The organism is Saccharopolyspora antimicrobica (assembly GCF_003635025.1).
In the GTDB taxonomy this organism is placed as follows: Bacteria; Actinomycetota; Actinomycetes; order Mycobacteriales; family Pseudonocardiaceae; genus Saccharopolyspora; species Saccharopolyspora antimicrobica.
This window is the reverse complement of record NZ_RBXX01000002.1, coordinates 7139080-7162491: the sequence shown is the minus strand read 5'-3', so window position 1 is coordinate 7162491 and position 23412 is coordinate 7139080. Positions and strand designations below refer to the sequence as shown.

20 protein-coding genes are annotated in these 23412 nt (G+C 71.5%); 12 read left to right on the top strand and 8 right to left on the bottom strand.

Annotated features, from left to right (window positions below; translation table 11 throughout):
• Positions 1-71 precede the first annotated feature (71 nt).
• The 6 genes from ATL45_RS33885 to ATL45_RS33860 all read left to right on the top strand — a co-directional run bounded on the left by ATL45_RS33885 (position 72) and on the right by ATL45_RS33860 (position 6839).
• On the top strand, positions 72-1187 hold the full coding sequence (locus ATL45_RS33885) for a sugar ABC transporter substrate-binding protein (protein ID WP_093146810.1): 1116 nt from the start codon (positions 72-74) through the stop codon (positions 1185-1187).
• A gap of 14 nt (positions 1188-1201) precedes the next feature.
• Positions 1202-1966 (top strand): ATP-binding cassette domain-containing protein, encoded by a 765-nt coding sequence (locus ATL45_RS33880; protein ID WP_093146809.1) that lies wholly within the window; start codon positions 1202-1204, stop codon positions 1964-1966.
• A 9-nt stretch (positions 1967-1975) separates the two neighbouring features.
• Complete coding sequence (locus ATL45_RS33875) at positions 1976-3388, top strand: sugar ABC transporter permease (RefSeq protein WP_093146808.1); 1413 nt, start codon at positions 1976-1978, stop codon at positions 3386-3388.
• Between the two features lie 87 nt (positions 3389-3475).
• A complete protein-coding gene (locus ATL45_RS33870) occupies positions 3476-4654 on the top strand; it encodes an ROK family transcriptional regulator (RefSeq protein ID WP_093146807.1) in 1179 nt (392 codons plus the stop codon).
• Positions 4655-4864: 210 nt separating this feature from the next.
• A complete protein-coding gene (locus tag ATL45_RS33865) occupies positions 4865-6577 on the top strand; it encodes a sodium:solute symporter family protein (protein WP_439332475.1) in 1713 nt (570 codons plus the stop codon).
• A 13-nt stretch (positions 6578-6590) separates the two neighbouring features.
• Positions 6591-6839 carry a hypothetical protein gene (locus ATL45_RS33860; RefSeq protein ID WP_093161084.1) on the top strand — a complete coding sequence of 83 codons (249 nt, stop codon included), beginning with the start codon at positions 6591-6593 and terminating at the stop codon, positions 6837-6839.
• 42 nt (positions 6840-6881) lie between these two features.
• Here ATL45_RS33860 and ATL45_RS33855 read toward each other — a convergent pair whose 3' ends face one another.
• Complete coding sequence (locus ATL45_RS33855; protein ID WP_093161082.1) at positions 6882-8069, bottom strand: cytochrome P450; 1188 nt, start codon at positions 8067-8069, stop codon at positions 6882-6884.
• A 205-nt stretch (positions 8070-8274) separates the two neighbouring features.
• Between ATL45_RS33855 and ATL45_RS33850 the strand changes: the two genes are divergently transcribed.
• Together ATL45_RS33850 and ATL45_RS33845 are read left to right on the top strand one after the other, a co-directional pair.
• On the top strand, positions 8275-9714 hold the full coding sequence (locus ATL45_RS33850; protein ID WP_093161093.1) for a serine/threonine-protein kinase: 1440 nt from the start codon (positions 8275-8277) through the stop codon (positions 9712-9714).
• A gap of 88 nt (positions 9715-9802) precedes the next feature.
• Positions 9803-11380, top strand: a complete 1578-nt coding sequence (locus tag ATL45_RS33845; protein ID WP_093161080.1) for a FadD3 family acyl-CoA ligase — start codon at positions 9803-9805, stop codon at positions 11378-11380.
• A 4-nt stretch (positions 11381-11384) separates the two neighbouring features.
• On the opposite strand, the gene ATL45_RS33840 is transcribed toward ATL45_RS33845, so the two are convergent.
• The 5 genes from ATL45_RS33840 to ATL45_RS33820 form a co-directional block, all read right to left on the bottom strand.
• The gene (locus ATL45_RS33840; protein WP_093161078.1) at positions 11385-13925 is read right to left on the bottom strand and encodes a polynucleotide kinase-phosphatase; all 2541 of its coding nucleotides are present in this window, start codon (positions 13923-13925) and stop codon (positions 11385-11387) included.
• Positions 13922-15325 carry a 3' terminal RNA ribose 2'-O-methyltransferase Hen1 gene (locus ATL45_RS33835; protein ID WP_093161076.1) on the bottom strand — a complete coding sequence of 468 codons (1404 nt, stop codon included), beginning with the start codon at positions 15323-15325 and terminating at the stop codon, positions 13922-13924. Before ATL45_RS33835 ends, ATL45_RS33840 begins: the two co-directional genes overlap by 4 nt.
• A 78-nt stretch (positions 15326-15403) precedes the next feature.
• The gene (locus ATL45_RS33830) at positions 15404-16057 is read right to left on the bottom strand and encodes a response regulator (RefSeq protein WP_093161073.1); all 654 of its coding nucleotides are present in this window, start codon (positions 16055-16057) and stop codon (positions 15404-15406) included.
• Positions 16054-17157, bottom strand: coding sequence for a sensor histidine kinase (locus ATL45_RS33825; RefSeq protein WP_093161071.1), 1104 nt, complete (start codon positions 17155-17157; stop codon positions 16054-16056). Before ATL45_RS33825 ends, ATL45_RS33830 begins: the two co-directional genes overlap by 4 nt.
• A gap of 117 nt (positions 17158-17274) precedes the next feature.
• Complete coding sequence (locus ATL45_RS33820) at positions 17275-18036, bottom strand: enoyl-CoA hydratase/isomerase family protein (RefSeq protein ID WP_093161068.1); 762 nt, start codon at positions 18034-18036, stop codon at positions 17275-17277.
• Between the two features lie 289 nt (positions 18037-18325).
• On the opposite strand from ATL45_RS33820, the gene ATL45_RS33815 reads away from it, so the two are divergent.
• Entirely contained in the window at positions 18326-18520 is a 195-nt protein-coding gene (locus ATL45_RS33815) for a hypothetical protein (RefSeq protein WP_093161066.1), read from the top strand.
• Positions 18521-18525: 5 nt separating this feature from the next.
• Here ATL45_RS33815 and ATL45_RS33810 read toward each other — a convergent pair whose 3' ends face one another.
• Positions 18526-19827 (bottom strand): flavin monoamine oxidase family protein, encoded by a 1302-nt coding sequence (locus ATL45_RS33810; RefSeq protein WP_246025702.1) that lies wholly within the window; start codon positions 19825-19827, stop codon positions 18526-18528.
• Positions 19828-20022: 195 nt separating this feature from the next.
• Here ATL45_RS33810 and ATL45_RS33805 point away from each other — a divergent pair, with 195 nt between their 5' ends.
• Positions 20023-20415 (top strand): cold-shock protein, encoded by a 393-nt coding sequence (locus ATL45_RS33805; protein ID WP_093161090.1) that lies wholly within the window; start codon positions 20023-20025, stop codon positions 20413-20415.
• Between the two features lie 44 nt (positions 20416-20459).
• Here the strand turns inward: ATL45_RS33805 and ATL45_RS39145 are convergent, their stop codons facing one another.
• Complete coding sequence (locus tag ATL45_RS39145; protein WP_093161061.1) at positions 20460-20615, bottom strand: hypothetical protein; 156 nt, start codon at positions 20613-20615, stop codon at positions 20460-20462.
• A gap of 258 nt (positions 20616-20873) precedes the next feature.
• On the opposite strand from ATL45_RS39145, the gene ATL45_RS33800 reads away from it, so the two are divergent.
• Positions 20874-21080 (top strand): heavy-metal-associated domain-containing protein, encoded by a 207-nt coding sequence (locus ATL45_RS33800; RefSeq protein WP_093161087.1) that lies wholly within the window; start codon positions 20874-20876, stop codon positions 21078-21080.
• A 35-nt stretch (positions 21081-21115) separates the two neighbouring features.
• Positions 21116-23386 (top strand): heavy metal translocating P-type ATPase, encoded by a 2271-nt coding sequence (locus tag ATL45_RS33795; RefSeq protein ID WP_121505436.1) that lies wholly within the window; start codon positions 21116-21118, stop codon positions 23384-23386.
• The last annotated feature ends 26 nt before the right edge of the window (positions 23387-23412 follow it).

Genomic DNA, 23412 nt, shown 5'->3' with positions numbered 1-23412 from the left:
GCCGGGTGTTGTGGCATAAGTTGTCAGCCGCAACGTTCAGGTGACTTGAGTCGGAGTGGGAAGGCTGCTCGATGCGGAGAACGCCCGCGGTGCTGGCCGCGGTGGCTTGCAGCCTCGGGCTGCTGCTGGCGGCTTGCGGGAACAACGCGCCGCCGCCGTCCGCGCCGAGCGAACCGGTCGCCGCCGACGCGCCGCGGGTCGGCGTGATCCTGCCCGACACAGCGACTTCCGCGCGGTGGGCGCACTCCGATGAGCCGCTGCTGCGGGAGGCGCTGCGCGAGCGTGGGCTGGCGCCGATCGTGCAGAACGCGCAGGGCGACGCGCAGAAGTTCGCCCAGATCGCCGACAGCATGCTCAGCCGGCGGGTCCGGGTGCTGATCATCGCCGCGCCCAGCGGCGACGTCGGCGCGACCGTGCAGCAGCGCGCACAGCGGCAGGGCGTGCCGGTGATCGACTACGACCGGCTCAACGCCGGTGGCAGCGCTGACTACTACGTCAGCTTCGATCACGAGGCGGTCGGCGAGCTCCAGGCCGGTGCGCTCTCGGACGCGCTGCGCGAGCGGCCCGGCGCGCAGGTGATCGAGATCGGCGGGGCCAGCACCGACCACAACGCCGCGCTGGTGCACCGCGGCCAGTCCGGACAGCTCGGCCCCCGCTACGCCTCGGGCCAGCTGCGGCTGGTGAGCAGCAGGTTCGTCGAGGGCTGGGACAACCAGGCCGGTGGCCGCGTCTTCGAGCAGCTGCTGACCGCCAACGGGGGCCGGGTGGACGGCGTCCTGGCGGCCAACGACGGCCTGGCTGCCTCGGTGATCACCGTGCTGCAGAAGTACGGCCTGGCCGGATCGGTCCCGGTCACCGGTCAGGACATGACCGTCGACGGCCTGCGCGCGATCCTGCGGGGTCACCAGGCGGCCACCGTTTTTAAACCGATCCACCAGGAGGCCGCGGTCACCGCGGAGCTGGCCGGTGCCCTGGCCCGGCGCGACCGCGCGACAGCGGATTCGCTTGCCGGGCAACTGGTTCGCGACCCGGTGACCGGGCGCGAGGTCAAGTCCGTGCTGCTGGCGCCGCGGCTGATCACGCGGGAGGACATCAAGTCCGTGCTGGGGCCCGGCCGCATCCGGACCGAGGAGATCTGCCGCGGCGAGCCGGCCGCGGCGTGCCGGCAGCTGGGCATCACGAGCTGAGAGGAGCGCGGGGGATGCACGAACCGATCCTGGCCCTGCGCGGGGTCGACAAGAGCTTCGGCGCGGTCCGCGCGCTGCGCGGTGTGGACCTCACCGTCCGGGCCGGTGAGGTCACCGCGCTCATCGGCGACAACGGAGCCGGGAAGTCCACAGTGGTCAAGTGCATCGCGGGCCTGCACCGCATCGACCGCGGCGAAGTGCGCTTCGCCGGCCGTCCGGTCCAGATCCGGCACCCGCGCGACGCGGTCGAGCTGGGCATCGAAACCGTCCACCAGGACCTCGCGCTGTGCGACGACCTCGACGTCGTGCAGAACATGTTCCTCGGCCGCGAGCGCGGACACCGCGCGCTGCTCGACGAGACCGGGATGGAACTGGCGGCCAGGGACACTCTGCGCTCCCTGTCGGTGCGCACTGTCGGATCGGTGCGCGCGAAGGTGGGCTCGCTCTCCGGCGGCCAGCGGCAGGCGGTGGCCATCGCGCGGGCCGTGCTGTGGAACAGCCGGGTCGTCGTGCTGGACGAACCCACCGCCGCGCTCGGCGTCGCCCAGACCCGCCAGGTGCTCGACCTGATCCGGCGGCTGGCCGAGCAGGGCCTCGGCGTGGTGCTGATCAGCCACAACATGTCCGACGTGTTCGAGGTCGCCGACCGCGTCGCGATCCTGCACCTGGGCCGGGTGGCCGCCGAGCTGCCCGCCCGCGATCTGACCCACCGCCAGGTGGTCGAGCTGATGACCGCCGGGCGTTCCGGTGAGCTCGGCCTGGCGCGGCCGGCGGTCTGAGGAGCGACGATGACCGAACGCGTGTCGACCCCGGTGGCGGACTTCGGCATCGACACCACCTCGCGCGGCACCGGCGAGGCGGTGCGCGACTACGTCGGCAAGCTCCGCCGCGGCGACCTCGGCGCGCTGCCCGCGCTGGTCGTGCTGGCGGCGCTGCTGGTGCTGTTCACCGCGCTGTCGGAGGACTTCCTCACCCTCAACAACCTGGCCAACCTGCTCCAGCACGGCGCTGGGCAGACCATCATCGCGATGGGTCTGGTCTACGTCCTGCTGCTCGGCGAGATCGACCTGTCCGCGGGCACCGCCTCCGGCGTGGCGGCCTCGCTGCTGGCCCTGCACTTCCAGCACGACGGGAACCTGCTCGGCGCGATGGGCACGGCGGTGTTCGCCGCCTTCGCGCTCGCCCTCGCCGGCGCGGCGCTGCTCGCGCTGCTGCTGCGGATCTGGCTCGGTGCGGCGCTTTCCGCGCTGGCGCTGGTGCTGCTGGTGGGCGGGTTCGGGGCGAACCCGTGGCTGGAGATGCTGCTCGCGGTCAGCACCGGCGCGGCGATCGGGTGCGTCACCGGCTTCGCGGTGTCGAAGGTGCGGATCCCGTCGTTCATCGTCACGCTCGGGTTGTTCATCACCTGGTCCGGCGTGGTGCTGCAGCTGGTCGGCCCGGGCGGGACGATCTCCGTCCGGGAGAGCCCGGAGCTGTTCGCCGTCGCCAACGGCAACCTCGGTCCGGCGGCCAGCTGGGCGCTGTTCGGCATCGCCGGTGCGGGCTACGCCGTCGTCGTCGGCCACCGGCACCTGGTCCGGCTGCGCCACGGTCTGGTCGCCCAGCCGACCGCGCTGGTCGTCGCGAAGGTCGTGGCGGTGCTGGGATGCGGCGGGCTGGCGACCTTCTTGCTGGTGCTGGACCGCTCGCCGCACCCGGAACTGGCCTCCATCCGGGGCGTACCGCTGGTCGTGCCGATCATCCTGGTCCTGCTGGTCGTCGGCACCCACGTGCTGGACCGCACCCGCTACGGCAGGCATCTGCGTGCGATCGGCGACAACCGCGTCGCCGCGCACCGGGCGGGCGTGGACGTGGCCCGCATCCGGATGACGGCGTTCGTGATCTGCTCCTCGGTCGCGGCCGTCGGGGCGATCGTCTACACCTCCAAGACCGGTTCGGTCGACGGCAGCGCGGGCGGCGGCAACCTGGTGCTGTTCGCGGTGGGCGCAGCGGTGATCGGCGGCACCTCGCTGTTCGGCGGCAAGGGACGGCCGGCGGACGCGGTGCTCGGCGGTGCAGTGCTGGCCACCGTCCAGAACGGGCTGAACCTGCTCGGTTTCCCGGCCGCCCCGGTCAACGTGATCACCGGCCTGGTGCTGGTCGCCGCCGCCGGTGCGGACGCGCTCTCGCGACGCCGTTCGGCACCGCCGCACGAACGCTGAGCGGGGCACGCACCGCATCGCCGAGCTGCGGTTGTGCTAGAGCTTTTCCCGGACGTGGACCCAGAACAGGCGGAGGACGCAGCCCAGGTGAGTACGACGCCAACCGCGGGAGCGCGGCCCGATGAAGTGCGCCAGCACAACCGGGCTGTGCTGCTGCGTCGGCTGCACATCAGCGGTCCGTGCACCAGAGCCGCGCTGGCCGCCGAGATGGGCCTCAACCGCAGCACCATCAAGGCGCTGGTCGACGAGTTGGTCGGCGACGGCCTGGTGGTCGAGCGGCTGCCCGCTCAGCGCAGCGGCGCGGGACGTCCGTCCCTGCTGGTGCTGCCGCAGCCGCACGCCGCGGTGGCGCTGGCCGTGGACGTGCGGGTCGAGCAGGTGTCGATGGCGCTGATCGGGCTCGGCGGGGAGATCCTCAACCGGTGCAGCTGGAGCCTGCGCCCGGAAACCCGCACGCCCGACGAGGTCTTCACCCGCATCGTGGACAGCAGCGCGGTGCTCATCGAGGAGGCCGGCGTCGCGATCGCCGCGGTCGGCGTCTCGGCGCCCGGTGTGGTGCGGCGCGCGGACGGCATGGTGCGCGAGGCACCGAACCTGCACTGGAGCGACGTGCCGCTGGGGCAGTGGTTGTCCGAGGCGCTGGGCGGCAGGCGCGTGGAGGTCGGCAACGACGCCGAGCTCGGCGTGCTCGCCGAACACCTGCGGGGCGCGGCTCGCGGTGCGGCGGACGCGGTCTTCGTCAGCGCCGGTGTCGGGGTCGGCGGTGGGGTGATCTCCGGTGGCCTGCCGCTGCGCGGCAGCGGCGGCTACGTCGGCGAGCTCGGGCACATGGTGGTGCGGCCGGGCGGCCTCGAGTGCTACTGCGGGAGCCGAGGCTGCTGGGAGACCGAGGTGGGGGAGCACGCGCTGAGCCGGGCGCTGGAGCTACCGGAGGGCGCGGCGCGTGGTGTCATCGTCGCCGAACTGCACGCGCTGGCGCAGAACCCGGACGAGGTACTGGAGCGGCTCGGCGACTTCGCGGAGTGGTTGACCATCGGGTTGTGCAACGTGGTGAACCTGCTGAGCCCGCAACTCGTGGTTCTGGGTGACCTCTTCACCGCGCTGCCGCGCACGCTGCTCGACCACGTCGGCGGACTGCTCGCGCAGCGGAGCCTGGTCAGCCGGGCGATGGGCGGCACCAAGCTCGTCACCTCCTCGCTGGGCGGCGACGGCAAGCTGCTCGGCGCCGCCGAGCTCGCCTTCGAGCAGGTGCTCGCCAACCGCTGAGCCGTTCGGCGGAATGCGTTGCGCCGCAGGTGAAAACGGCGCGTTGCGATGCGGTCACGGCGGCGTTGATTGATCGATTCAGCGAGCTTCTCCGCGCCGGTGGCCGGTGGTATGTTGCCGCGGACAACATATTGCGCACGGTGCTGGTCGGTCGCCGCGTCCGGGCTTGGCGGGTGCAGCGCCGTCATCGCGCTGGAAAGAGGGACCACTGTGGACGCTCAGGGATGGGCGGGCGCGTCGGTGCTGGCCCAGGGCCGGCTGTTGGACGCGAATGCCGTTGATTATGTGTTGTTGGCGTTGTACTTCGTTTTCGTGCTGGGTATTGGTTATGTGGCGCGGCGTGCGGTGTCGACGAGTCTGGACTTTTTCTTGTCGGGGCGCGCGTTGCCCGCGTGGGTGACGGGGTTGGCGTTCATCTCGGCCAATCTGGGTGCGATCGAGATCATTGGCATGTCGGCCAATGGTGCGCAGTACGGGATGCCGACGATGCATTATTTCTGGGTCGGTGCGGTGCCTGCCATGCTGTTTCTGGGCGTGGTGATGATGCCGTTCTACTACGGGTCGAAGGTCCGTAGTGTCCCGGAGTTCATGTTGCGGCGTTTTGGTCGTGCGGCGCATTTGGTGAACGGTGTGTCGTTCGCGGTGGCGCAGGTGCTGATCGCCGGGGTGAATCTGTATTTGCTGGCCAGTATCGTGAATGCGTTGCTGGGGTGGCCGTTGTGGGTGTCGGTGTTGTGCGCGGCGGCGATCGTGTTGTCCTACACGGCGCTGGGCGGGTTGTCGGCGGCGATCTACAACGAGGTGTTGCAGTTCTTCGTGATCGTGGCGGCGTTGTTGCCGTTGACGATCGTGGGGTTGGTGAAGGTCGGTGGGGTGCGGGGTCTGGTGGAGAAGATCTCGGCGGGTCCGGGTGGCGCGGAGCAGCTTTCGGCGTGGCCGGGTACGGAGCTGACCGGGTTCGCCAATCCGGTGTGGAGCGTGGTGGGGTTGGTGTTCGGGTTGGGGTTCGTGCTGTCGTTCGGGTACTGGACGACGAATTTCGTCGAGGTGCAGCGGGCGATGGCGTCCAAGAGCATGTCGGCGGCGCAGCGGACGCCGATCATCGGGGCGTTCCCGAAGATGTTCATCCCGTTCATCGTGATCATTCCGGGGATGATCGCGGCGGTGGTGATCCCGGAGCTGGGTGCCTACAAGCAGGCGGGGGCGCCGGAGGGTGCGGGGGTCAGCTACAACGATGCGATCTTGCTGCTGATGCGGGATCTGCTGCCGAACGGGATTCTGGGGATCGCGCTGGCGGGGTTGCTGGCGTCGTTCATGGCGGGGATGGCGGCGAACCTGTCGTCGTTCAACACGGTGTTCACCTACGACATCTGGCAGTCGTATGTGGTGCGGGACCGGGATGACCGGTATTACCTGAACATGGGCCGGTGGGTGACCGTCGGGGCGACGGTGGCGGCGGTCGGCACGGCGTTCATCGCTTCGGGTTATGCGAACCTGATGGATTATCTGCAGCAGTTGTTCTCGTTCTTCAACGCGCCGTTGTTCGCGACGTTCATCCTGGGGATGTTCTGGAAGCGGATGACCCCGCACGCGGGGTGGGCGGGTCTGGTGGTGGGCACGGTCTCGGCGGTGGTGGTCTTCGGGCTGGCCGAGACCGGGGTGCTGGATCTGCCGGGGCAGGGCGCGAGTTTCGTGGGTGCCGGGGTGGCGTTCGTGGTCGACATCGTGGTCAGCGTGGTGGTCAGTCTGGTGACGCGGCCCAAGCCGGAGGCCGAGCTGGCGGGGCTGGTGTATTCGCTGACGCCGCGGTCGGCGCGGCAGGCGGCTACCAGTGGTGAGGACGCCGGCTGGTACCGGCGGCCCGGTCTGCTGGCGGGTATCGCCCTGATCCTGGTCATCGCTCTCAACATCGTCTTCGCCTGACCGAGGAAGCGACATGGTGAAAAACAAGCCCGCTGCGGGCGCTTTCGACATCCGAACGGTGATCGCGCTGCTGTTCGCCATCTACGGCGCCGTGCTGGTCGTCGTCGGTGCGACCGCCGGCGCGGAGGCGGTGGAGAAGTCCGCCGGGATCAACATCAACCTGTGGGCGGGCATCGGAATGCTCGTCTTCGCCGCGACCTTCGTCCTCTGGGCCCGGCTGCGGCCCATCGCGGTCCCGACCGACGAGACGCCGGAGTCCTGACGCAGCGGAGGGGCACCCGCGACGGGTGCCCCTCCCGCTCGACTACTGGAGTTCGACGACCATGCCGCGCAGCTCGTAGCCGCCGATCGCCTCGTTCATGGAGACGCGCGGCGGCGTCCGCATCCCGACCCCGGGCAGCGCGAACAGCCTGCTGAGGAACACGTCGGTCTCCAGGATCGCGACGTTCGAGCCCGGGCACTTGTGCGCGCCGTCCCCGAAGGACATCCCCGGAGCGGTGGCGTCGGTGAGCGGGCGCGCGGGGCACACCGCCAGCGGCTGCTCGCCGACCGCGCGCTGGTCGGTGTTGGTGGCGCTGACCTGGACGTCGATCACCTCACCGGCCGGTACGGTGACCGTCTCGCCGTCCTCGCCGGGCAGCTCGACGGGCGCGGTGGCGCGCCGCTTGAGGTGCCCGACCACCGGTTCCAGCCGCAGCAGTTCGTGAAGGATCGCGATCCGCTCGGGCTCCTCGGCGGCCTGGTAGCGCTCGCGCAGCGCCTCGTCGGTGAACAGGTGCCAGGCCGACAGGTTGATGAACTCCCGCGTGGTGATCATGCCCGCGGCGGCGAAGGTGATGCACTCGCCGAGGATCTCCGCCGCCGAGCAGCCCTCGTCGAGCAGGTGCGAGATCAGGTCGTCGCGCCGCTGCGCGCGCCGCGCGCGCACCGCCGGGCGGACGTCGTTGAAGAAGATGCTCGACCAGTTCCGGGCCTGCCGCCACACCCAGTACAGGCCGTTGATGCTGGTGAAACCCGGTTCGCCGAACTCCTCCGGGAAGAACCGCTCCAGCCGCTGGGCCAGGCCGGGACGGCTCTCGGTCAGCCCGATCACCGCGCACGCCACGTCGATGGACAGGGCGAAGCTCAGCTCCGAGAGCTGCGCGTGGCCCTGGTGGCGGAGCTTGGCCAGCTGCTCGTCGGTGACCCGCTCCATGATGCCCCGGTAGGCCTCGTCGACCCGGCGCGGCGTGAAGTACTTGGCGGTCTGCCGCCGGTGCTCGCGGTGCTCGGGCCCGTCCCGGTAGAGCACCGGGCGGCGGATCTTGCCGGGCATCTTCTCGACGGTCTCCACGCCCAGGCCGGCCTGGACGGTGTCGGTGCTGCGCAGCGCGGCGCGCGCGGCGGCGTGGCCGCGGACCAGCCAGACCCCGTCGGCGCCCCGGCTGACCGGGCAGCCGCCCAGCTCCTCGCCGCGATCGATCTTGCGTGCGTCCGTCGTGTCGGTCGACATCGGGGACTCGTCCTTTCGGCAGCCGGGGCCTTCACAGCATGATCCACTTCTTCTAGCAGGCCCGGTGCGGCGAATGAAGCGGGGGTGGTGGTTTCGTAGCGGAATGTTCACCGTCGGTGGCGGATCGCCCGGACTTCGGGGCGTTCCGCGTGCCGCACGTCGCCCAATAGGATGACCCGGACGTCGGTCAGAGGAGTTGCGCACCGTGAAGTGGCAGTTCGGCCCGTACCGCGTGGAGGGATTGATCGCGCGGGGTGGCATGGGAGAGATCCTGCGCGCCTACGACACCCGCCACGACCGAGTCGTCGCGCTCAAACTGCTGGCGGCGAACCTCGCCGCCGACGAGGAGTTCCGCGACCGGTTCAAGCAGGAGGCGCACGCGGCGGGCCGGCTGCGCGAACCGCACGTCATCCCGATCCACGCCTACGGCGAGATCGACGGCCGCCTCTACCTGGACATGCGGCTGGTGGAGGGCAGCGACGTCGGCTCGCTGCTGGCGGCCAACGGCCCCATGCGCCCGGCCGACGCGGTGATCGTCCTGGAGCAGATCGCGCAGGCCCTGGACGCCGCGCACGCCGAAGGCCTGGTGCACCGCGACGTCAAGCCGTCCAACATCCTGGTCGGCGAGAACGGCTTCGCCTACCTGGTCGACTTCGGCATCGCCGCGTCGCTGCGGGCCTCGGCGAGCCTGACCTCCACCGGCTACACCGTGGGCACCCTCGCCTACATGGCCCCGGAGCGCTTCGACGACGGCCCGGTGGACCACCGGGCGGACGTGTACTCGCTGGCCTGCGTGCTCTACCAGTGCCTGACCGGCGGCAAGCCGTTCGAGGGCGAGACGGCCGCCTCGCTGATCAACGCGCACCTCAACCACCAGCCGCCGCTGCCCACGGCCGCCCGCGATGACATCCCTGGCGAGTTCGACCACATCGTCGCCCGCGGCATGGCGAAGAACCCGGCTGACCGCTACGCCAGCGCAGGCGAGCTGGCCCGGGCCGCCCGCCAGGCGCTGACCAGCGTGACCGCGATGCCGGCCGCGTTCGTGATGCCGCCCGCCGCGCCGCGTCGCCGGGTCCGCTGGCCGTACGTGGCCGCGGGAGTGGGGGCGCTGGCCGTGGTGGCGGGCGCGGTCGCCCTCGCCACCACGATGCGCACCGAACCCGGCCAGGCCGTCCCGGTCGAGGTCCCGACTTCGCTGAGCGGTACGGGCGAGACGACCTCGCCGCCCACCGGGGCCCCGTCGTCCGAACCGCCGGCCGAGCTGCCGCCGGTGGAGCAGTCGGTGTCCGAGGAGACCGAGCCGGGCGGGGATCCGGAGACCAAGCCGGCGGAGCCGAAGCAGACCAAGTGGTGCCAGACGATCAGCTACCAGGGGGAGACGCGCGGTAGCGGCTGCTTCGAGGCGATCGGCGACCACTTGTTCGCCCACGACACCAGCAAGGACGGCATGTGGATCAAGACGGTCGCCGAGACCGACTACGGCCGGGTGGTGGAGTGCAAGGACACCAACTCCCAGGGCGACCCGGTCGACTGCAACTTCGACCTGAGCGAGAAGGGCCGGGTGCGGTTCAAGGTCGAGCTCTGGGACGCCAAGGTCAAGCTCAGCGACACCGTCTGGTCCGACTACGTCCCGATCGGCCAGTAGGGCGTTCGGCGCCGAAATCGGCCGCGGACTCTGGCCAAGCAAGCGCTCGGGAGGTTAGCTTACCAAGCACTTGCTTGGAGGTGGTCCCGTGCCCGGCAGCGAGCCGTTCACCATTCCCGCGGCGATCGGCGTTGCCGCACAGCGCTTTCCGGATTCGACCGCGGTGCTCGACGGGCCGGTCCGGCTCGACTTCGCGCAACTGCTGGAGCGGGTGCGGACGGTGGCTCGTGCGCTCATAGCCGAAGGCGTCCGGCCCGGCGACCGGGTCGCGCTGTGCTCGCCGAACACCCACCACTGGGTGCTGGCCGCGCTCGGCGCGCAGTACGCGGGCGCGACGCTGGTGCCGGTCAACACCCGGTTCACCGGCGCCGAGAGCCTCGACGTGATCCGCCGCTCGCGGGCCCGGGCGCTGGTGATCGCCGGGGAGTTCCTGGGCACCGACCGGCTGGCGCAGATCCACGCCGCCAACGACGGGCCGCTCGACCAGCTGCGCACCACCATCCGCATCCCGGTCGAAGGCGAGCTGGAACCGGTGCCGGGCACCCGCCGCTGGAGCGACCTCGACGAGCTGGCGGCCGCGGTGCCGCCGGAGCGGGCTGATGAGACGGCCGCCGCGGTCACGCCCGACGACGTCAGCGACATCCTGTTCACCTCGGGCACGACCGGGCGCAGCAAGGGCGCGATGAGCGCGCACCGCCAGGCCCTCGGCGTCGCCCGCGCCTGGGTCGAGCACGGCGCGCTGACCAGCGACGACCGCTACCTGGTGATCAACCCGTTCTTCCACAGCTTCGGCTACAAGGCCGGGATCCTGGCCTGCCTGCTCAGCGGCGCCGCGCTGCTGCCGCAACCGACCTTCGACGTCGCCGAAGTGCTCCGGCGCGTCGAGGCCGACCGGATCACGGTGCTGCCCGGGCCGCCGACCATCTACCAGTCGATGCTCGACCACGCCGACCGCGGGAGCCGGGACCTGACGAGCCTGCGGCTAGCGGTGACCGGCGCGGCCACCGTCCCGGTGGTCCTGGTGGAGCGGATGCAGCGGGAGCTGAGCTTCGACACCGTGCTCACCGCCTACGGGCTGACCGAGGCGGTCGTGGCGACGATGTGCCGGCCGGAGGACGACGACGAGACCGTGGCCCGCACCTGCGGCCGCGCCGCGGCCGGCCTGGAAGTCCGGATCGCCGGCTCGGACGGCACCGCGAAACCCGCTGGAGAGGCGGGGGAGATCCAGGTGCGCGGGGACAACGTCATGCTGGGCTACCTCGACGACGAAGCGGCCACGGAGCAGGCGATCGGCCCCGGCGGCTGGCTGCGCACCGGTGACGTCGGAACGCTGGACGAGCGCGGCTACCTGAGCATCACCGACCGGCTCAAGGACATGTACATCTGCGGCGGCTTCAACGTCTACCCGGCCGAGGTCGAGCAGGTGCTGGCCCGGCTGGACGGCGTCGTGGAGGTCGCCGTGGTGGGCGTGCCCGACGAACGCCTCGGCGAGGTAGGCAAGGCGTTCGTCGTCGGCAGCGGGGAACTGTCCGCCGAGCAGGTCATGGCGCACTGCCGGGACCGCTTGGCCAACTACAAGCGGCCCCGGCAGGTCGAGTTCCGCACCGACCTGCCGCGCAACCCCTCCGGGAAGATCCTCAAACGCCTGCTGCGCGACCTGCGGTGAGGCGCTACAGCCGCGGGTCCACCGGCTCGGACTCCAGGGCCAGCACGGCGAAAACGCACTCGTGCACCCGCCACAGCGGTTCACCGCGGGCCAGCCGCTCCAGTCCTTCCAGGCCCAGCGCGTACTCGCGGCTCGCCAGCCCGCGCTTGCGGCCCAGGCCCCGCTGCCGCAACCGGTCGAGGTTGGCCCGCTCGGTGTAGTCGGGGCCGTAGATGATCCGCAGGTACTCCCGCCCGCGCACCTTCGTGCCCGGCTGCACGAGACCGCGCTTGCCCCTGGTGAGGTTGCCCGCCGGCTTGACCACCATGCCCTCGCCACCGGCTCCGGTCAGCTCCTCCCACCACGCGGTGCCCGCGGCCGTGGAAGCCGGGTCGGTGGTGTCCACCGCGAAGCGGCGGGTCGTGGCGAACAGCTCTGGGTCGGCCTGCACCAGCCGGTCGGCCAGCGCGAGGTGCCAGCCGTGCTCGCGGTCGTGGTAGGTCCGGCCCTCGGTGGCCAGCAGCTGGAACGGCGCCAGCCGCACACCGCGCAAGCCCTCGGTGGGCCAGCAGTAGCGGCGGTAGGCCTCCCGGTATGCGCTGGCGTTGTCCGCCCGGGCGCTGGTCTTCGCCAGCAGAGCCGACACGTCGACACCTCGCTCGGTCGCCGCGGTCAGCGCATCGAGCGCGGGCGGCAGCGCCGCTTCGGCGGCGGCTCCGACCGAGGCGTACTGCTCGGTGATCAGCGCACCGGCCTTGGCGCTCCACGGCATCAGCTCGGCATCCAGCAGCAGCCAGTCGCTTTCCAGCTCCTCCCACAGCCCCGCCGAGGTCACTGCTGCGCGCACCCCTGCGAGCAGCTCCGACTCCTGCTCGGCGGCGAAGAACGGCCGCCCGGTCCGGGTGTGCACCACGCCGGGCCCTTCGATGCCGAACCGCCCGGCCGAATCGTCCCGGCGCACCAGGACGACCGCGCGGGAGCCCATGTGCTTCTCCTCGCACAGCACGTCCTGCACCCCGGCCGCGCGGTAGCCGGCGAACGCCTCCTCCGGGTGCTCCAGCACATCGGGCCGCTTCGAGGTGGCGACCGGCGACATCGTCGGCGGCAGGTACAGCAGCCACCGCGGGTCGATCGCGAACCGGCTCATCACCTCCAGCGCCGCTGCCGCGCGCTCGGGCTGGATCGCGATCCGGCCGTGGTGGCGGGTCTCCACGCTCCGCCGCCCGGCGACGTCGTCGAGGTCGAGCACGCCGGGATCGCGCCGCGGCGCCGGGGACAGCTCGCCGGTGGCCGGGAACGGGCGCGAGGGCTCGTACCAGACGCGCTGCGCGGGCACCGACACGAGATCGCGCTCCGGGTAGCGCAATGCGGTCAGCTTGCCGCCGAACACGCAGCCGGTGTCCAGGCACATGGTGCCGTTGATCCACTCGGCTTCGGGGGTCGGCGTGTGGCCGTAGAGCACCATCGCCCGGCCCCGGTACTCCTCGGCCCACGGGTAGCGCACCGGCAGCCCGTACTCGTCGGTCTCCCCGGTGGTCTCGCCGTAGAGCGCGAAGCCGCGCACGGTGCCCGACGCCCGGCCGTGGTAGCGCTCGGGAAGCCCGGCGTGGGCGACCACGAGCTTGCCGCCGTCGAGCACGTAGTGCGCGACCAGCCCGCCGCAGAACTCCTCGACCTGCTTGCGGAAGTCCGCCGGTTCGGCCGACAGCTGCGCCAAGGACTCGGCGAGCCCGTGCGCGATCTTGACGTTGCGCCCGCGCAGTGCGCGCGCCAGCTTGTCGTCGTGGTTGCCGCACACCACCAGCGCGGTGCCCGCCGCGGCCATGCCCATGATCAGGCGCAGCACACCCGGGGTGTCCGGGCCGCGGTCGACCAGGTCACCGACGAACACCGCACGCCTGCCCTCCGGGTGGTGCGCACCGATCGCCCGCTGCTCGGCGTCGCGCTCGACGGCGTAGCCCAGCTCGCCGAGCAGCTCCTCCAGCTCGGCCCGGCAACCGTGCACGTCGCCGATCACGTCGAACGGCCCGGTCTCGGCGCGCTTGTCGTTGAGCAGCGGGACCACCTCGATGCCGGCGGCCTCGACCTCCTCGACGCTGCGCAGCACGTGCACGCGGCGGAAACCCTCGCGCTGCAGCGATTTCAGCGAGCCCCGCAGTTCGGCCCGGTGCTTGCGCACGACGCCCGGCCCGAAGTCGCGGTCGGAGCGTTCGGCGTTGCGCGCCAGGCATACCGACTCGGGCAGGTCGAGCACGATCGCCACCGGCAGCACGTGGTGTTTCCTGGCCAGCTCGACCAGTGTGGACCGCGCGCTGCGCTGCACGTTCGTCGCGTCGATCACCGTCATCCGGCCGGCCGCCAGCCGCTTGCCCGCGACGTAGTGCAGCGCGTCGAAGGCGGCGGCGCTGGCCGACTGGTCGTTCTCGTCATCGGCGACCAGACCGCGGAAGAAGTCGCTGGAGAGCACCTGGGTCGGCGCGAAGTGGGTGCGGGCGAACGTCGACTTGCCCGAGCCGGAGGCGCCGATGAGCACCACCAGGGACATGTCCGGAATGGAGAGTCTCATGCGGACACCTCCGCCCTGGTGAACACGGCCAGCTGCGTCGGCGCCCCGACCTGCGGGTCCACCGGCCCGACCGGCAGGTGCTCGACGGTGCAGCCGTGCCGCTCGGCGACTCCGCCCGCCCACTCCTGGAACTGCGCCCGGGTCCACTCGAACCGGTGGTCGGGGTGCCGGAACCGCCCGGCGGGCAGGTTTTCGAATCGCACGTTGCACTCCACGTTCGGGGTGGTCACCACGACGGTGCGCGGCCGGGCGGCGGCGAACACCGCGTGCTCCAGCGCGGCCAGCCTGCTCGGGTCGACGTGCTCGACGACCTCCATCAGCACCGCGGCGTCGTAACCGGCGAGCTCGGCGTCGACGTAGGTCAGCGCGGACTGCCGCAGCACGAGCCGTTCGCGCTGGCGCTCGGGCAGCCGCTCGAAGCGCCGTTCCGCAAGCTCCAGGGCACGCGCCGAGACGTCCACGCCGACGATCTCGGTGAACGACGGTTCCTTCACCAGATCGCTCAGCAGCGCCCCGCCACCGCAGCCCAGATCCAGCACGCGGCGCGCGCCGCTGGCCTTGAGCACGGCGAGCACACTGCGGCGCCGCTGCACGGCCAGCGGCACCTCGGCCTCGGGGACTTCGGAGACCACAGGTTCGGCCAGGGCGTTGTCCAGTTCGCCTTCGGCGTCGCCGCTCTCGGCGAGCTGCGCCAACGCGGAGCGGACGTAGGACTTGCGGTGCGCGAGGTAGCGGTGGCTGATCAGCTCCCGCTCCGGGTGCTCGGCCAGCCAGCCGTCGCCGGCGCGCAGCAGCTTGTCCACCTCGTCACCGGTGACCCAGTAGTGCTTGGCGTCGTCCAGCACCGGGATCAGCACGTACAGGTGCTTGAGCGCGTCGGCGAGCCGCAGGTTCCCGGACAGCCGCAGGTCGACGTAACGCGAATCGCCCGCGTCCGGCAGCTGCGGATCCAGCGGGATCGGCGTGGCCTCGACCTGCCAGCCCAGCGGCTCGAACAGCCGGGCCGCCAGCGCCGCGCCGCCGCGGCAGGGCAGTGCTGGAATCCGGATCTGCAGCGGGATCTCGGTGGCGGCCAGCTCGGGCCGCGCGTCGCAGCGACCGTTCAGCGCCGTCCGGAACACCGAGCCCAGTGCCACCGCGAGCAGCGAACCCGCCGCGTAGGGCCGGTCGTTGACGTACTGGCCCAGTGCGAAGGAATCGTTGTGCTTGCCGCGCACCAGGCCGACCGGGTCGACGTCGAGCAGCAGCGCGGCCGTGCACTCCGCCTGCCCGGCGACCGGGTAGAAGACGTGCGCGGTCCCGCCGGCGACCGGGAACTCCTGCGCTCTGCCGGGATGTTTGTGCAGCAGGTGGCCCAGGTCGGTCGCAGGCTCGTGCGTGGTGGTGACGGTGACGAACACAGTCCGATTCTGACCGATCGGCTCGCGCGGGCGAAGTGGTTTTCGCGAGATCGGAACCGGTCAGTCCTGTGTGGACGATCAGTCGGCGAGGCCGGACTGGTAGGCGAACACGACCAGCTGCGCCCGGTCCCGCGCACCGAGCTTGACCATCGCGCGGCTCACGTGCGTGCGCGCGGTGGCCGGGCTGACCACCAGCCGCTCGGCGATCTCCTCGTTGTTGAGCCCCTCGGCGACCAGGCCGAGCACTTCCCGCTCGCGCTCGGTGAGCGTGTGCAGCTGCGGGTGCGGACGGCGGGCGCGCGGCTGCATCGAGACGAACTCGCGGACCAGCTGGCGCGTCGCCGACGGCGCGAGCAGCGCATCGCCCGCGGCGACCAGCCGGATCGCGCGCAGCAGGTCGACCGGCTTGGTGTCCTTGAGCAGGAAACCGCTGGCCCCGGCGCGCAGCGCGCTGAAGACGTACTCGTCGATCTCGAAGGTGGTCAGCACGATCACCCTGGTCGCGGCGAGCTCGGGATCGGCGGTGATGCGCCGGGTGGCTTCGAGACCGTCGACCCCGGCCATCCGCACGTCCATCAGGACCACGTCCGGCCGGTGCTCGCGCGCCGCGGCCACCGCGGCCAGCCCGTCGGCGGCCTCCCCGGCGCAGATCAGGTCGTCCTCGCTGTCGATCAGGGTGCGCAGCCCGATGCGCACCAGGTCCTGGTCGTCGACGATCAGCACGGAGATCATCCGGTTCCTCCGGTGGGCAGGCGGGCGTGGACGGTGAACCTGCGGTCCTCGGTGGGACCGGCGGTGAACTCACCGCCCAGCGATGCGACCCGCTGCCGCATGCCGGGCAGCCCGAGTCCACCACCACCGCCGACGGGTCCGGACAGCGGGTTGGTGATGGTGAGGACCACGGCGTCCGCGGCGTACTCGACGGTCACCTCGGCGCGCTTGTCGCCGCTGTGGCGCAGCACGTTGGTCAGCGATTCCTGCAGGATCCGGTAGCCGGTCAGGTCCACCACCGGTGGCAGCTGCCGGGACTGCCCGGCGGTGCTCAGCTCGACGGTCAACCCGGCTTCCCGCATGCGCTGCAGCAGGTCCTCCAGCCGGGCCAGGCCCGGCGCCTGCACGTCTGAACGGCGCACCACCGCCAGCGTCGCGCGCAGCTCGTCGAGCGCGTCGCTGCTGGTCCGGCTGATCGCTTCCAGCGCCACCTCGGCCTGTTCCGGCTTCTTCGCCAGCACGTGCAGCGCGACATCGGCCTGCATCTTGATCGCGGCCAGCCCGTGACCGACGACGTCGTGGACCTCTTGCGCGATGCGCAACCGCTCGTCGTCGACGCGCTGGCGCAGCTGCTCGGCCCGGTCCCGCTCCGCCGCCTCGCGCTGCACGCGCAGGACGCTGCCGATGGCGAACGGCACGGCCACCCACGCCGAACCGGGGATCACCCCGAGCAGGCTCGGAAGCCCGGAGCCGGTGGTGAAGACGTGCACCAGCAGCACCACGAGCACGCCCAGCGCGACCGGCGCGGACGTCGACGGCGGCCGGTGCCGGGCCAGCGAGTAGACCGCCACGACCAGCGACAGCATGATCGGGCCGTAGGTGTAGCCCAGCACCAGGTAGGTCGAGGTCAGCAGCGCGACCGCGCCGGCGGTGACCACGGGCTGCCTGCGGCGCAGCACCAGGCTCAGGCCCGCGGCGGCCACCATGACGAGCCCGAGGGCGTCCAGCGGCCGGATCGCGGTGTCCGACCACCGGTTGGCGATGGTGGTGCCCACCAGCCCGACCAGCGTGATCACCACGGCGAGTGCCGCGTCCGCGCTCCACGATCGCAATGCCCGCATGCGGTGGATTCTCGCCGACCCGGCCTCGCGGGGAGTCGGCCCGGAAGCGCACATCCGCGTACTCCCCTCGACGTAGCCGCCGGTCCGCGACCAAGGTACCGCTGTCCGATGTGGACCTCAGCGGTACGGGAACTCCGGTTGGCGGCGATCGAGGAAGGCGGCGATTCCCTCGGCGCTCTCACCCGCTTCGGCCGACCTCTGCTGCCACTGTCCGGCCCGCTCCCCAAGGGGCAGGCCGCGCTGGGCGAGGTCGACGAGCTCCTTAGACGCGCGGACCGTGAGCTGGGAACGGGAGGCGATGGTGGCTGCCAGCTCGTCCACCCGCGCCCGGGGGTCGTCGACGACCTCGTCCACCAAGCGCATCCGCAGCGCGTGCGCGGCGTCGAAGAAGTCCGCCGAGAACAGCAGCAGCTTCGCCGCCGACGGGCCGACGAGCTCGGTGAGGCGGGCGATGCTCGACGGCGGGTAGACGATGCCGAGCTTGGCCGGGGTGATGCCGAAGGTCGCCGAAGCCGCCGAGACGCGGATGTCGCAGGCCGCGGCGAGCTGGCAGCCACCACCGATGCACAGCCCGTTGACCAGCGCGATGGTGGGCAGCGGGAAGTCGACCAGGGCGCGCTCGGCGGCCACCGTCGGGTTCTCCGCCGCGCCCTCGATGGCGTGCAGCTCCGAGATGTCGGCCCCGGCGCAGAACGTGCCGCCGGCCCCGGTCAGCACCACGACGCGCGCCGCGGGATCGTCGGCGACCGCGCCCAGCAACTCCGGGACCTGCCGCCACATGCTCGCCGTCATGGCGTTGCGGCGGTCCGGGTTGTCGATCGTGATCCACGCGGTGTGCCCGGCGACGTCCAGGTCCAGCCTGCCCTTGGCGTTGCTCATCGACTAGTCGCTCCGTTGCTCGTGGGCACGCCGGTGCCGCCGTGCCGGATGAGGTCCGGCGCCCATCCTCGCCGAAGCACCCGGTCCTGATCGAGGTGATGTGCTCGACCCGACGCCGCTCACCGGATTCGTGCCGGACGACCGTCCGGTGGTCACCGAGCGCAGTGCGCCGGTCGCGCTCGGTGCGGTATCGGGCCTGGTCCGGGCGTATTCAGCCACCCGATCGTGCAAACCCGGCCAGGAGTGGCGAGGATCAGGGGTGAGCCGATGCGGAAGGACAGGAGCGGACATGGACGAGGTGACCAACCGTCGCCTGGCGGAGGTGCGTTCGTTGGCCGAGGAACTCAACCCCGGGGACATCGAGGCCGAGATCGGCCGCGCGCGGATCGAGGCGTACCAGGCGGGCATGCGGTTCGCCGCCGACTACGTGGAGCACGGACCGGCTCGCTCGGAGCGCCCCGACATCCCGCTCCCACGCGTGTGAGCAGGTCAGGCTCCCGTGCCGCGCAGAGCGCTCCGCGCGGCACGGGAGACCCGCAACCCGCTCTCGATCGCCCCGTCGATGAAGCCCGCCCAGCCGGTGGCGACGTCCGAACCGGCGAAGTGCACCGCGCCGTGCGGTTCCTGCAGGGCGGCCAGGTACGCGGTCAGCTGGCCGGGCCGCTGCATCGGCCAGGTCTCGCGGGCGAACGCATCGGACATCCAGTCGTGACCGGCGACGTCGAGCACCTCCAGGTCCTCGCGCCAGCCCCGCAGCGCGCGGGTCACCCCCTCGACGTCGTCGGGCGCCAGATCGGCGGCACGGGTGCCGAAGGCGACCAGCAGGGTGTCGCCGTCCACTGTGTACTCGGTGTGCACGAAGGTCAGGTCGTGGTCGTCGGGTGCGTAGCCGGTGAACGGCGGGACCTCGCCGCGCACCCGGATCCAGGTCTTCAGCCCCTGCGAGGCGGTGCGCTCGGCGTTGGCGGCCAGCTTGGCGGCCGGTAGCGCGGGCCGGAAGTCGATGGTGTCCAGCACGTTGAGCGGCAGCGTGCAGATCACCTGCCGGGCGGCGAACCGCGAGCCGTCGGCCGTCGTGACGGTCGTGCCGCCGGTGTCCTGGGCGACGCTCGTGACCACCGAGCCGAGCCGGAGTTCGGCGTCGCTGTCGGCCGCGATCGCTCCGGCCAGCGCCGCAGTGCCGTCGGTGAGCCGGTGGCCCGAGGTGGCCTGGTGCAGCAGCTGCCAGTTCCCGGAGGCGACCGCGCACCAGCGCATGGCCTGGGCGAGGCCGGAGACCGCTGCCGGGCCGTTGAAGTGCTCGGCCCACACGCCGGTGGTCACCTCGCGCTCGGCCGGGGTGAGATCGAGGCCCGAGAAGTAGTCGGCGACCGAGAGGTGGTCGATCCGGTCCAGGTCTGCCCGGTGCAGCGGCTCGTGGGGGAGCGGGAACCAGGTGCGGCTGTCGGCGGCCAGCCTGTCCATGGCGGGGGCGATCAGGGCGTTGAACTCCGCCGGGCTGCTCTCGTGCGCGCTACCGCCGGCGATCCAGTGGACGGTCTGCGCGGCCGGGCTCGCCTCGACGCGCAGGCCGTAGCGGGTGATCTCGCTCCAGACGTGCGGTTGCAGCCAGTGCACCCAGGTGCCGCCCATCTCCAGGCGGCGTCCGAGGCGCTCATCGGTCCAGGTCCGCCCGCCGATGCGGTCCCGCGCTTCGAGCACCACCACCGCGTGCCCGCGCAGGGCCAGTTCGCGGGCCGCGACGAGCCCGGCGAATCCGGCACCGATGACGACGACGTCGTAGGAGTCCATGCGCAGCTCCCCGCGTTCGGATGGGTCCCAGCGCATTGTGTTCGGTCATCGGCGGCCGCCGTATCCGCCGATCGAGCGGTTGCCGGCGTCCTATGTGGACTGGTTGGCGCCTGCCGGGTGCGGAGCGGTACAATTCCCGTCCCCGCGGAGGGGGTGCGGGTTAGTGGTTCGTGGTGATAGGTGGGGAACTGGTTGATGGTTACGGGCAAGGTCGTTCGGTTCGACGAGGTCCGCGGTTACGGGTTCGTGGCCCCCGAGGTGGGCGGTGAGGACGTGTTCATCCACGTCAACGACCTGACCTTCGACAAGCGGCTGGTCGCGCCGGGTGCGGTCGTGGAGTTCGACCTGGAGGAGAGCGACCGCGGCCCGAAGGCGTCGAACGTGCGGATGGTGCGGCAGGGCGTGGCCGAGCCCGGAGCCCAGCTGCCCGAGGAGGAGCTCTTCGACGTGCTCTCGGCCAAGGAGTTCCACGAGCTGATCACCGAGTCGCTGCTGAGCGCTTCGCCGACGATCACCGCCGAGCAGATCCTGCAGGTTCGCCAGAAGCTCACCCAGGTGGCCGTCCGGCACGGCTGGGTGGAGGCCTGACCGGCACCCGCGCGCCGGTCGCCGGGCGCAGGTGCCGGGGACGTTCAGTCCTCGTCCGGCTTCGCGTGGTCCGGCACGCCCGGGTGCGGGTCGCGGGACAGGTCGATCAGCGGGTGCACGCCGGCGCCTTCCTGCGCGGCGTGGCGGTGCCTGCCCGACTCGGCGTCGCCGGTCGTCGGGCGCTCGGATTCGGTGCTCAAGGTGCTTCCTCCGTGGACCGGTGTTGCGCGTCGCCGGTCGGCGATCGCTGGTCGAGCTCAGCATGCCAACCGCGTTCCGCGCTCGCCGGTAGCGCCGGTCGAGACTCGCGTCACACCCCGCGCCCCGTCGTCCTCGCGGTGGGGAATACCTTTCCGGGGTGCGGGGGACCGCGCGTTTGATCACCCTACCCCCCTAGGGTATAAAGGGAGGTGTGGAAGCGCCCCGTGCGGTGCAGCAGCGTGGAGAGGTGGATGCAGATGAGCGAGGCGACCTACACCGTGACCGGGATGACCTGCGAGCACTGCGTGCTCTCGGTGACGGAGGAGGTCGGTGAGATCGACGGTGTGACCGGTGTCCGGGTCGACCTGCCGACCGGTGCGGTCACCGTCACCAGCGACCAGGAGATCGGCGTCGACCAGGTGCGCGCCGCCGTCGAAGAGGCCGGTTACCAGCTGGCCTCCTGAACCGCGACCGCCGCTCGTGAGGAAGTGACTCCGGGATGACCGACGTGCACGACACCAGCCCCGTCGCCGGGCAGCAGCTCGAACTGGCGATCTCCGGGATGACCTGCGCTTCCTGCGCGGCCCGGATCGAGCGGAAGCTGAACAAGCTCGACGGTGTCGCGGCGACGGTGAACTACGCGACCGAGAAGGCCCGCGTGAGCGTCCCGGACGGCCTCGACCCGCAACGGCTGCTGGAGACCGTCGAGGCCGCCGGCTACAGCGCGAGCCTGCCCGTTGCGGAGGAGCCCGAGGCCGTCGCCGAGGAGGCCGACGACGATCCGACGCGTTCGCTGCGGCAGCGGCTGGTGGTCTCGGCGGTGCTGTCGGTGCCGGTGATCGTCATGGCGATGGTCCCGGCGCTGCAGTTCACCTACTGGCAGTGGATCTCGCTGGTGCTGGCGGCGCCGGTGGTGCTGTGGGGTGCGCTGCCGTTCCACCAGGCCGCTTGGACGAACCTGCGCCACGGCGCGGCGACCATGGACACCCTGGTGTCGATGGGGACGCTGGCGGCGTTCCTGTGGTCGTTGTACGCGCTGCTGTTCGGAACCGCCGGTGTGCCCGGCATGACGCACCCGTTCGAGCTGACCATCCAGCGGATGAGCGGTGACGGCTCGATCTACCTCGAAGTCGCCGCCGGCGTGACCACCTTCATCCTCGCCGGGCGCTACTTCGAAGCGCGCTCCAAGCGCCGTGCCGGTGCCGCCCTGCGGGCGCTGCTGGAACTCGGCGCCAAGGACGTCGCGGTCCTGCGCGACGGCCGCGAGGTGCGCATCCCCACCGCTGAACTCGCCGTCGACGACCGGTTCGTCGTCCGGCCCGGAGAGAAGATCGCCACCGACGGGGTGGTCGAGGAAGGCAACTCGGCGGTCGACGCGAGCATGCTCACCGGCGAATCCGTGCCCGTCGAGGTCGGACCCGGCGCCACCGTCGTGGGCGCCACCGTCAACGCGGGCGGGCGGCTCGTCGTGCGGGCCACCCGGGTCGGCTCGGACACCCAGCTGGCGCAGATGGCCAAGCTGGTCGAGGACGCCCAGACCGGCAAGGCCGAGATCCAGCGCCTCGCCGACCGGGTCTCCGCGGTGTTCGTGCCCATCGTGATCGCGCTCGCGGTCGGAACCCTGGCCTTCTGGCTCGGCAGCGGCGGTGGGGCCGCGGCGGCGTTCACCGCTGCGGTGGCGGTGCTGATCATCGCCTGCCCGTGCGCGCTCGGGCTGGCCACGCCCACCGCGCTGCTGGTGGGCACCGGTCGCGGCGCGCAGCTGGGCATCCTGATCAAGGGACCCGAAGTCCTGGAGTCCACCCGCCGCATCGACACCGTCGTGCTGGACAAGACCGGCACCGTCACCACCGGCCAGATGGAACTCATCGACGTTCACACCACCGACGACACCGACCGCGACGAGGTCCTGCGCATCGCCGGTGCGCTGGAGAACGCCTCCGAGCACCCGATCGCCCAGGCCATCGCCCGCGGCGCCCAGCAGCGCATCGGTGAGCTGCCCGCCGTCGAAGGCTTCACCAACGTCGAAGGACTCGGCGTTCAGGGCATCGTCGACGGCCACGCCGTGATCGCCGGCCGGACCGCCCTGCTGGAGCAGTGGAGCCAGCACCTCACCCCCGAACTGGCCGAAGCGAAGGCCGCGGCCGAGCAGCAGGGCAAGACCGCCATCGCCGTGGCGTGGGACGGGCAGGCGCGGGCGGTGCTGGTGGTGGCCGACACCATCAAACCCACCTCCGCCGAAGCCATCACCCAACTCCGCGCACTCGGACTCACCCCGATCCTGCTCACCGGCGACAACACCGCCGTCGCCCGCTCCGTAGCCGCCGAAGTCGGCATCACCGAAGTCATCGCCGAAGTCCTGCCCAAGGACAAAGCCGACATCATCACCCGCCTGCAGAACGACGGCAAAGCCGTCGCCATGATCGGCGACGGCGTCAACGACGCCGCCGCCCTCGCCCAAGCCGACCTCGGCCTGGCCATGGGCACCGGCACCGACGTCGCCATCGAAGCCAGCGACATCACCCTCGTCCGCGGCGACCTGCGCACCGCAGCAGACGCCATCCGACTCTCCCGCCACACCCTCCGCACCATCAAAGGCAACCTCTTCTGGGCCTTCGCCTACAACATCGCCGCCCTCCCACTCGCCGCCACCGGACTCCTCAACCCCATGATCGCCGGAGCAGCCATGGCCTTCAGCAGCGTCTTCGTCGTCACCAACAGCCTCCGACTCCGCACCTTCCGCACCACCGCCACCGCGCCGACGGAATAGCGCGTCCGGCGGTGCTGCGGCGCGCG

Coding starts and splice junctions, on each gene's coding strand:
- ATL45_RS33885 (WP_093146810.1), top strand. CDS start 72: ATGCGGAGAACGCCCGCGGTGCTGGCCGCGGTGGCTTGCAGCCTCGGG.
- ATL45_RS33880 (WP_093146809.1), top strand. CDS start 1,202: ATGCACGAACCGATCCTGGCCCTGCGCGGGGTCGACAAGAGCTTCGGC.
- ATL45_RS33875 (WP_093146808.1), top strand. CDS start 1,976: ATGACCGAACGCGTGTCGACCCCGGTGGCGGACTTCGGCATCGACACC.
- ATL45_RS33860 (WP_093161084.1), top strand. CDS start 6,591: ATGGTGAAAAACAAGCCCGCTGCGGGCGCTTTCGACATCCGAACGGTG.
- ATL45_RS33855 (WP_093161082.1), bottom strand. CDS start 8,069: ATGTCGACCGACACGACGGACGCACGCAAGATCGATCGCGGCGAGGAG.
- ATL45_RS33840 (WP_093161078.1), bottom strand. CDS start 13,925: ATGAGACTCTCCATTCCGGACATGTCCCTGGTGGTGCTCATCGGCGCC.
- ATL45_RS33830 (WP_093161073.1), bottom strand. CDS start 16,057: ATGATCTCCGTGCTGATCGTCGACGACCAGGACCTGGTGCGCATCGGG.
- ATL45_RS33825 (WP_093161071.1), bottom strand. CDS start 17,157: ATGCGGGCATTGCGATCGTGGAGCGCGGACGCGGCACTCGCCGTGGTG.
- ATL45_RS33820 (WP_093161068.1), bottom strand. CDS start 18,036: ATGAGCAACGCCAAGGGCAGGCTGGACCTGGACGTCGCCGGGCACACC.
- ATL45_RS33815 (WP_093161066.1), top strand. CDS start 18,326: ATGGACGAGGTGACCAACCGTCGCCTGGCGGAGGTGCGTTCGTTGGCC.
- ATL45_RS33810 (WP_246025702.1), bottom strand. CDS start 19,827: ATGGACTCCTACGACGTCGTCGTCATCGGTGCCGGATTCGCCGGGCTC.
- ATL45_RS33805 (WP_093161090.1), top strand. CDS start 20,023: ATGGTTACGGGCAAGGTCGTTCGGTTCGACGAGGTCCGCGGTTACGGG.
- ATL45_RS33800 (WP_093161087.1), top strand. CDS start 20,874: ATGAGCGAGGCGACCTACACCGTGACCGGGATGACCTGCGAGCACTGC.
- ATL45_RS33795 (WP_121505436.1), top strand. CDS start 21,116: ATGACCGACGTGCACGACACCAGCCCCGTCGCCGGGCAGCAGCTCGAA.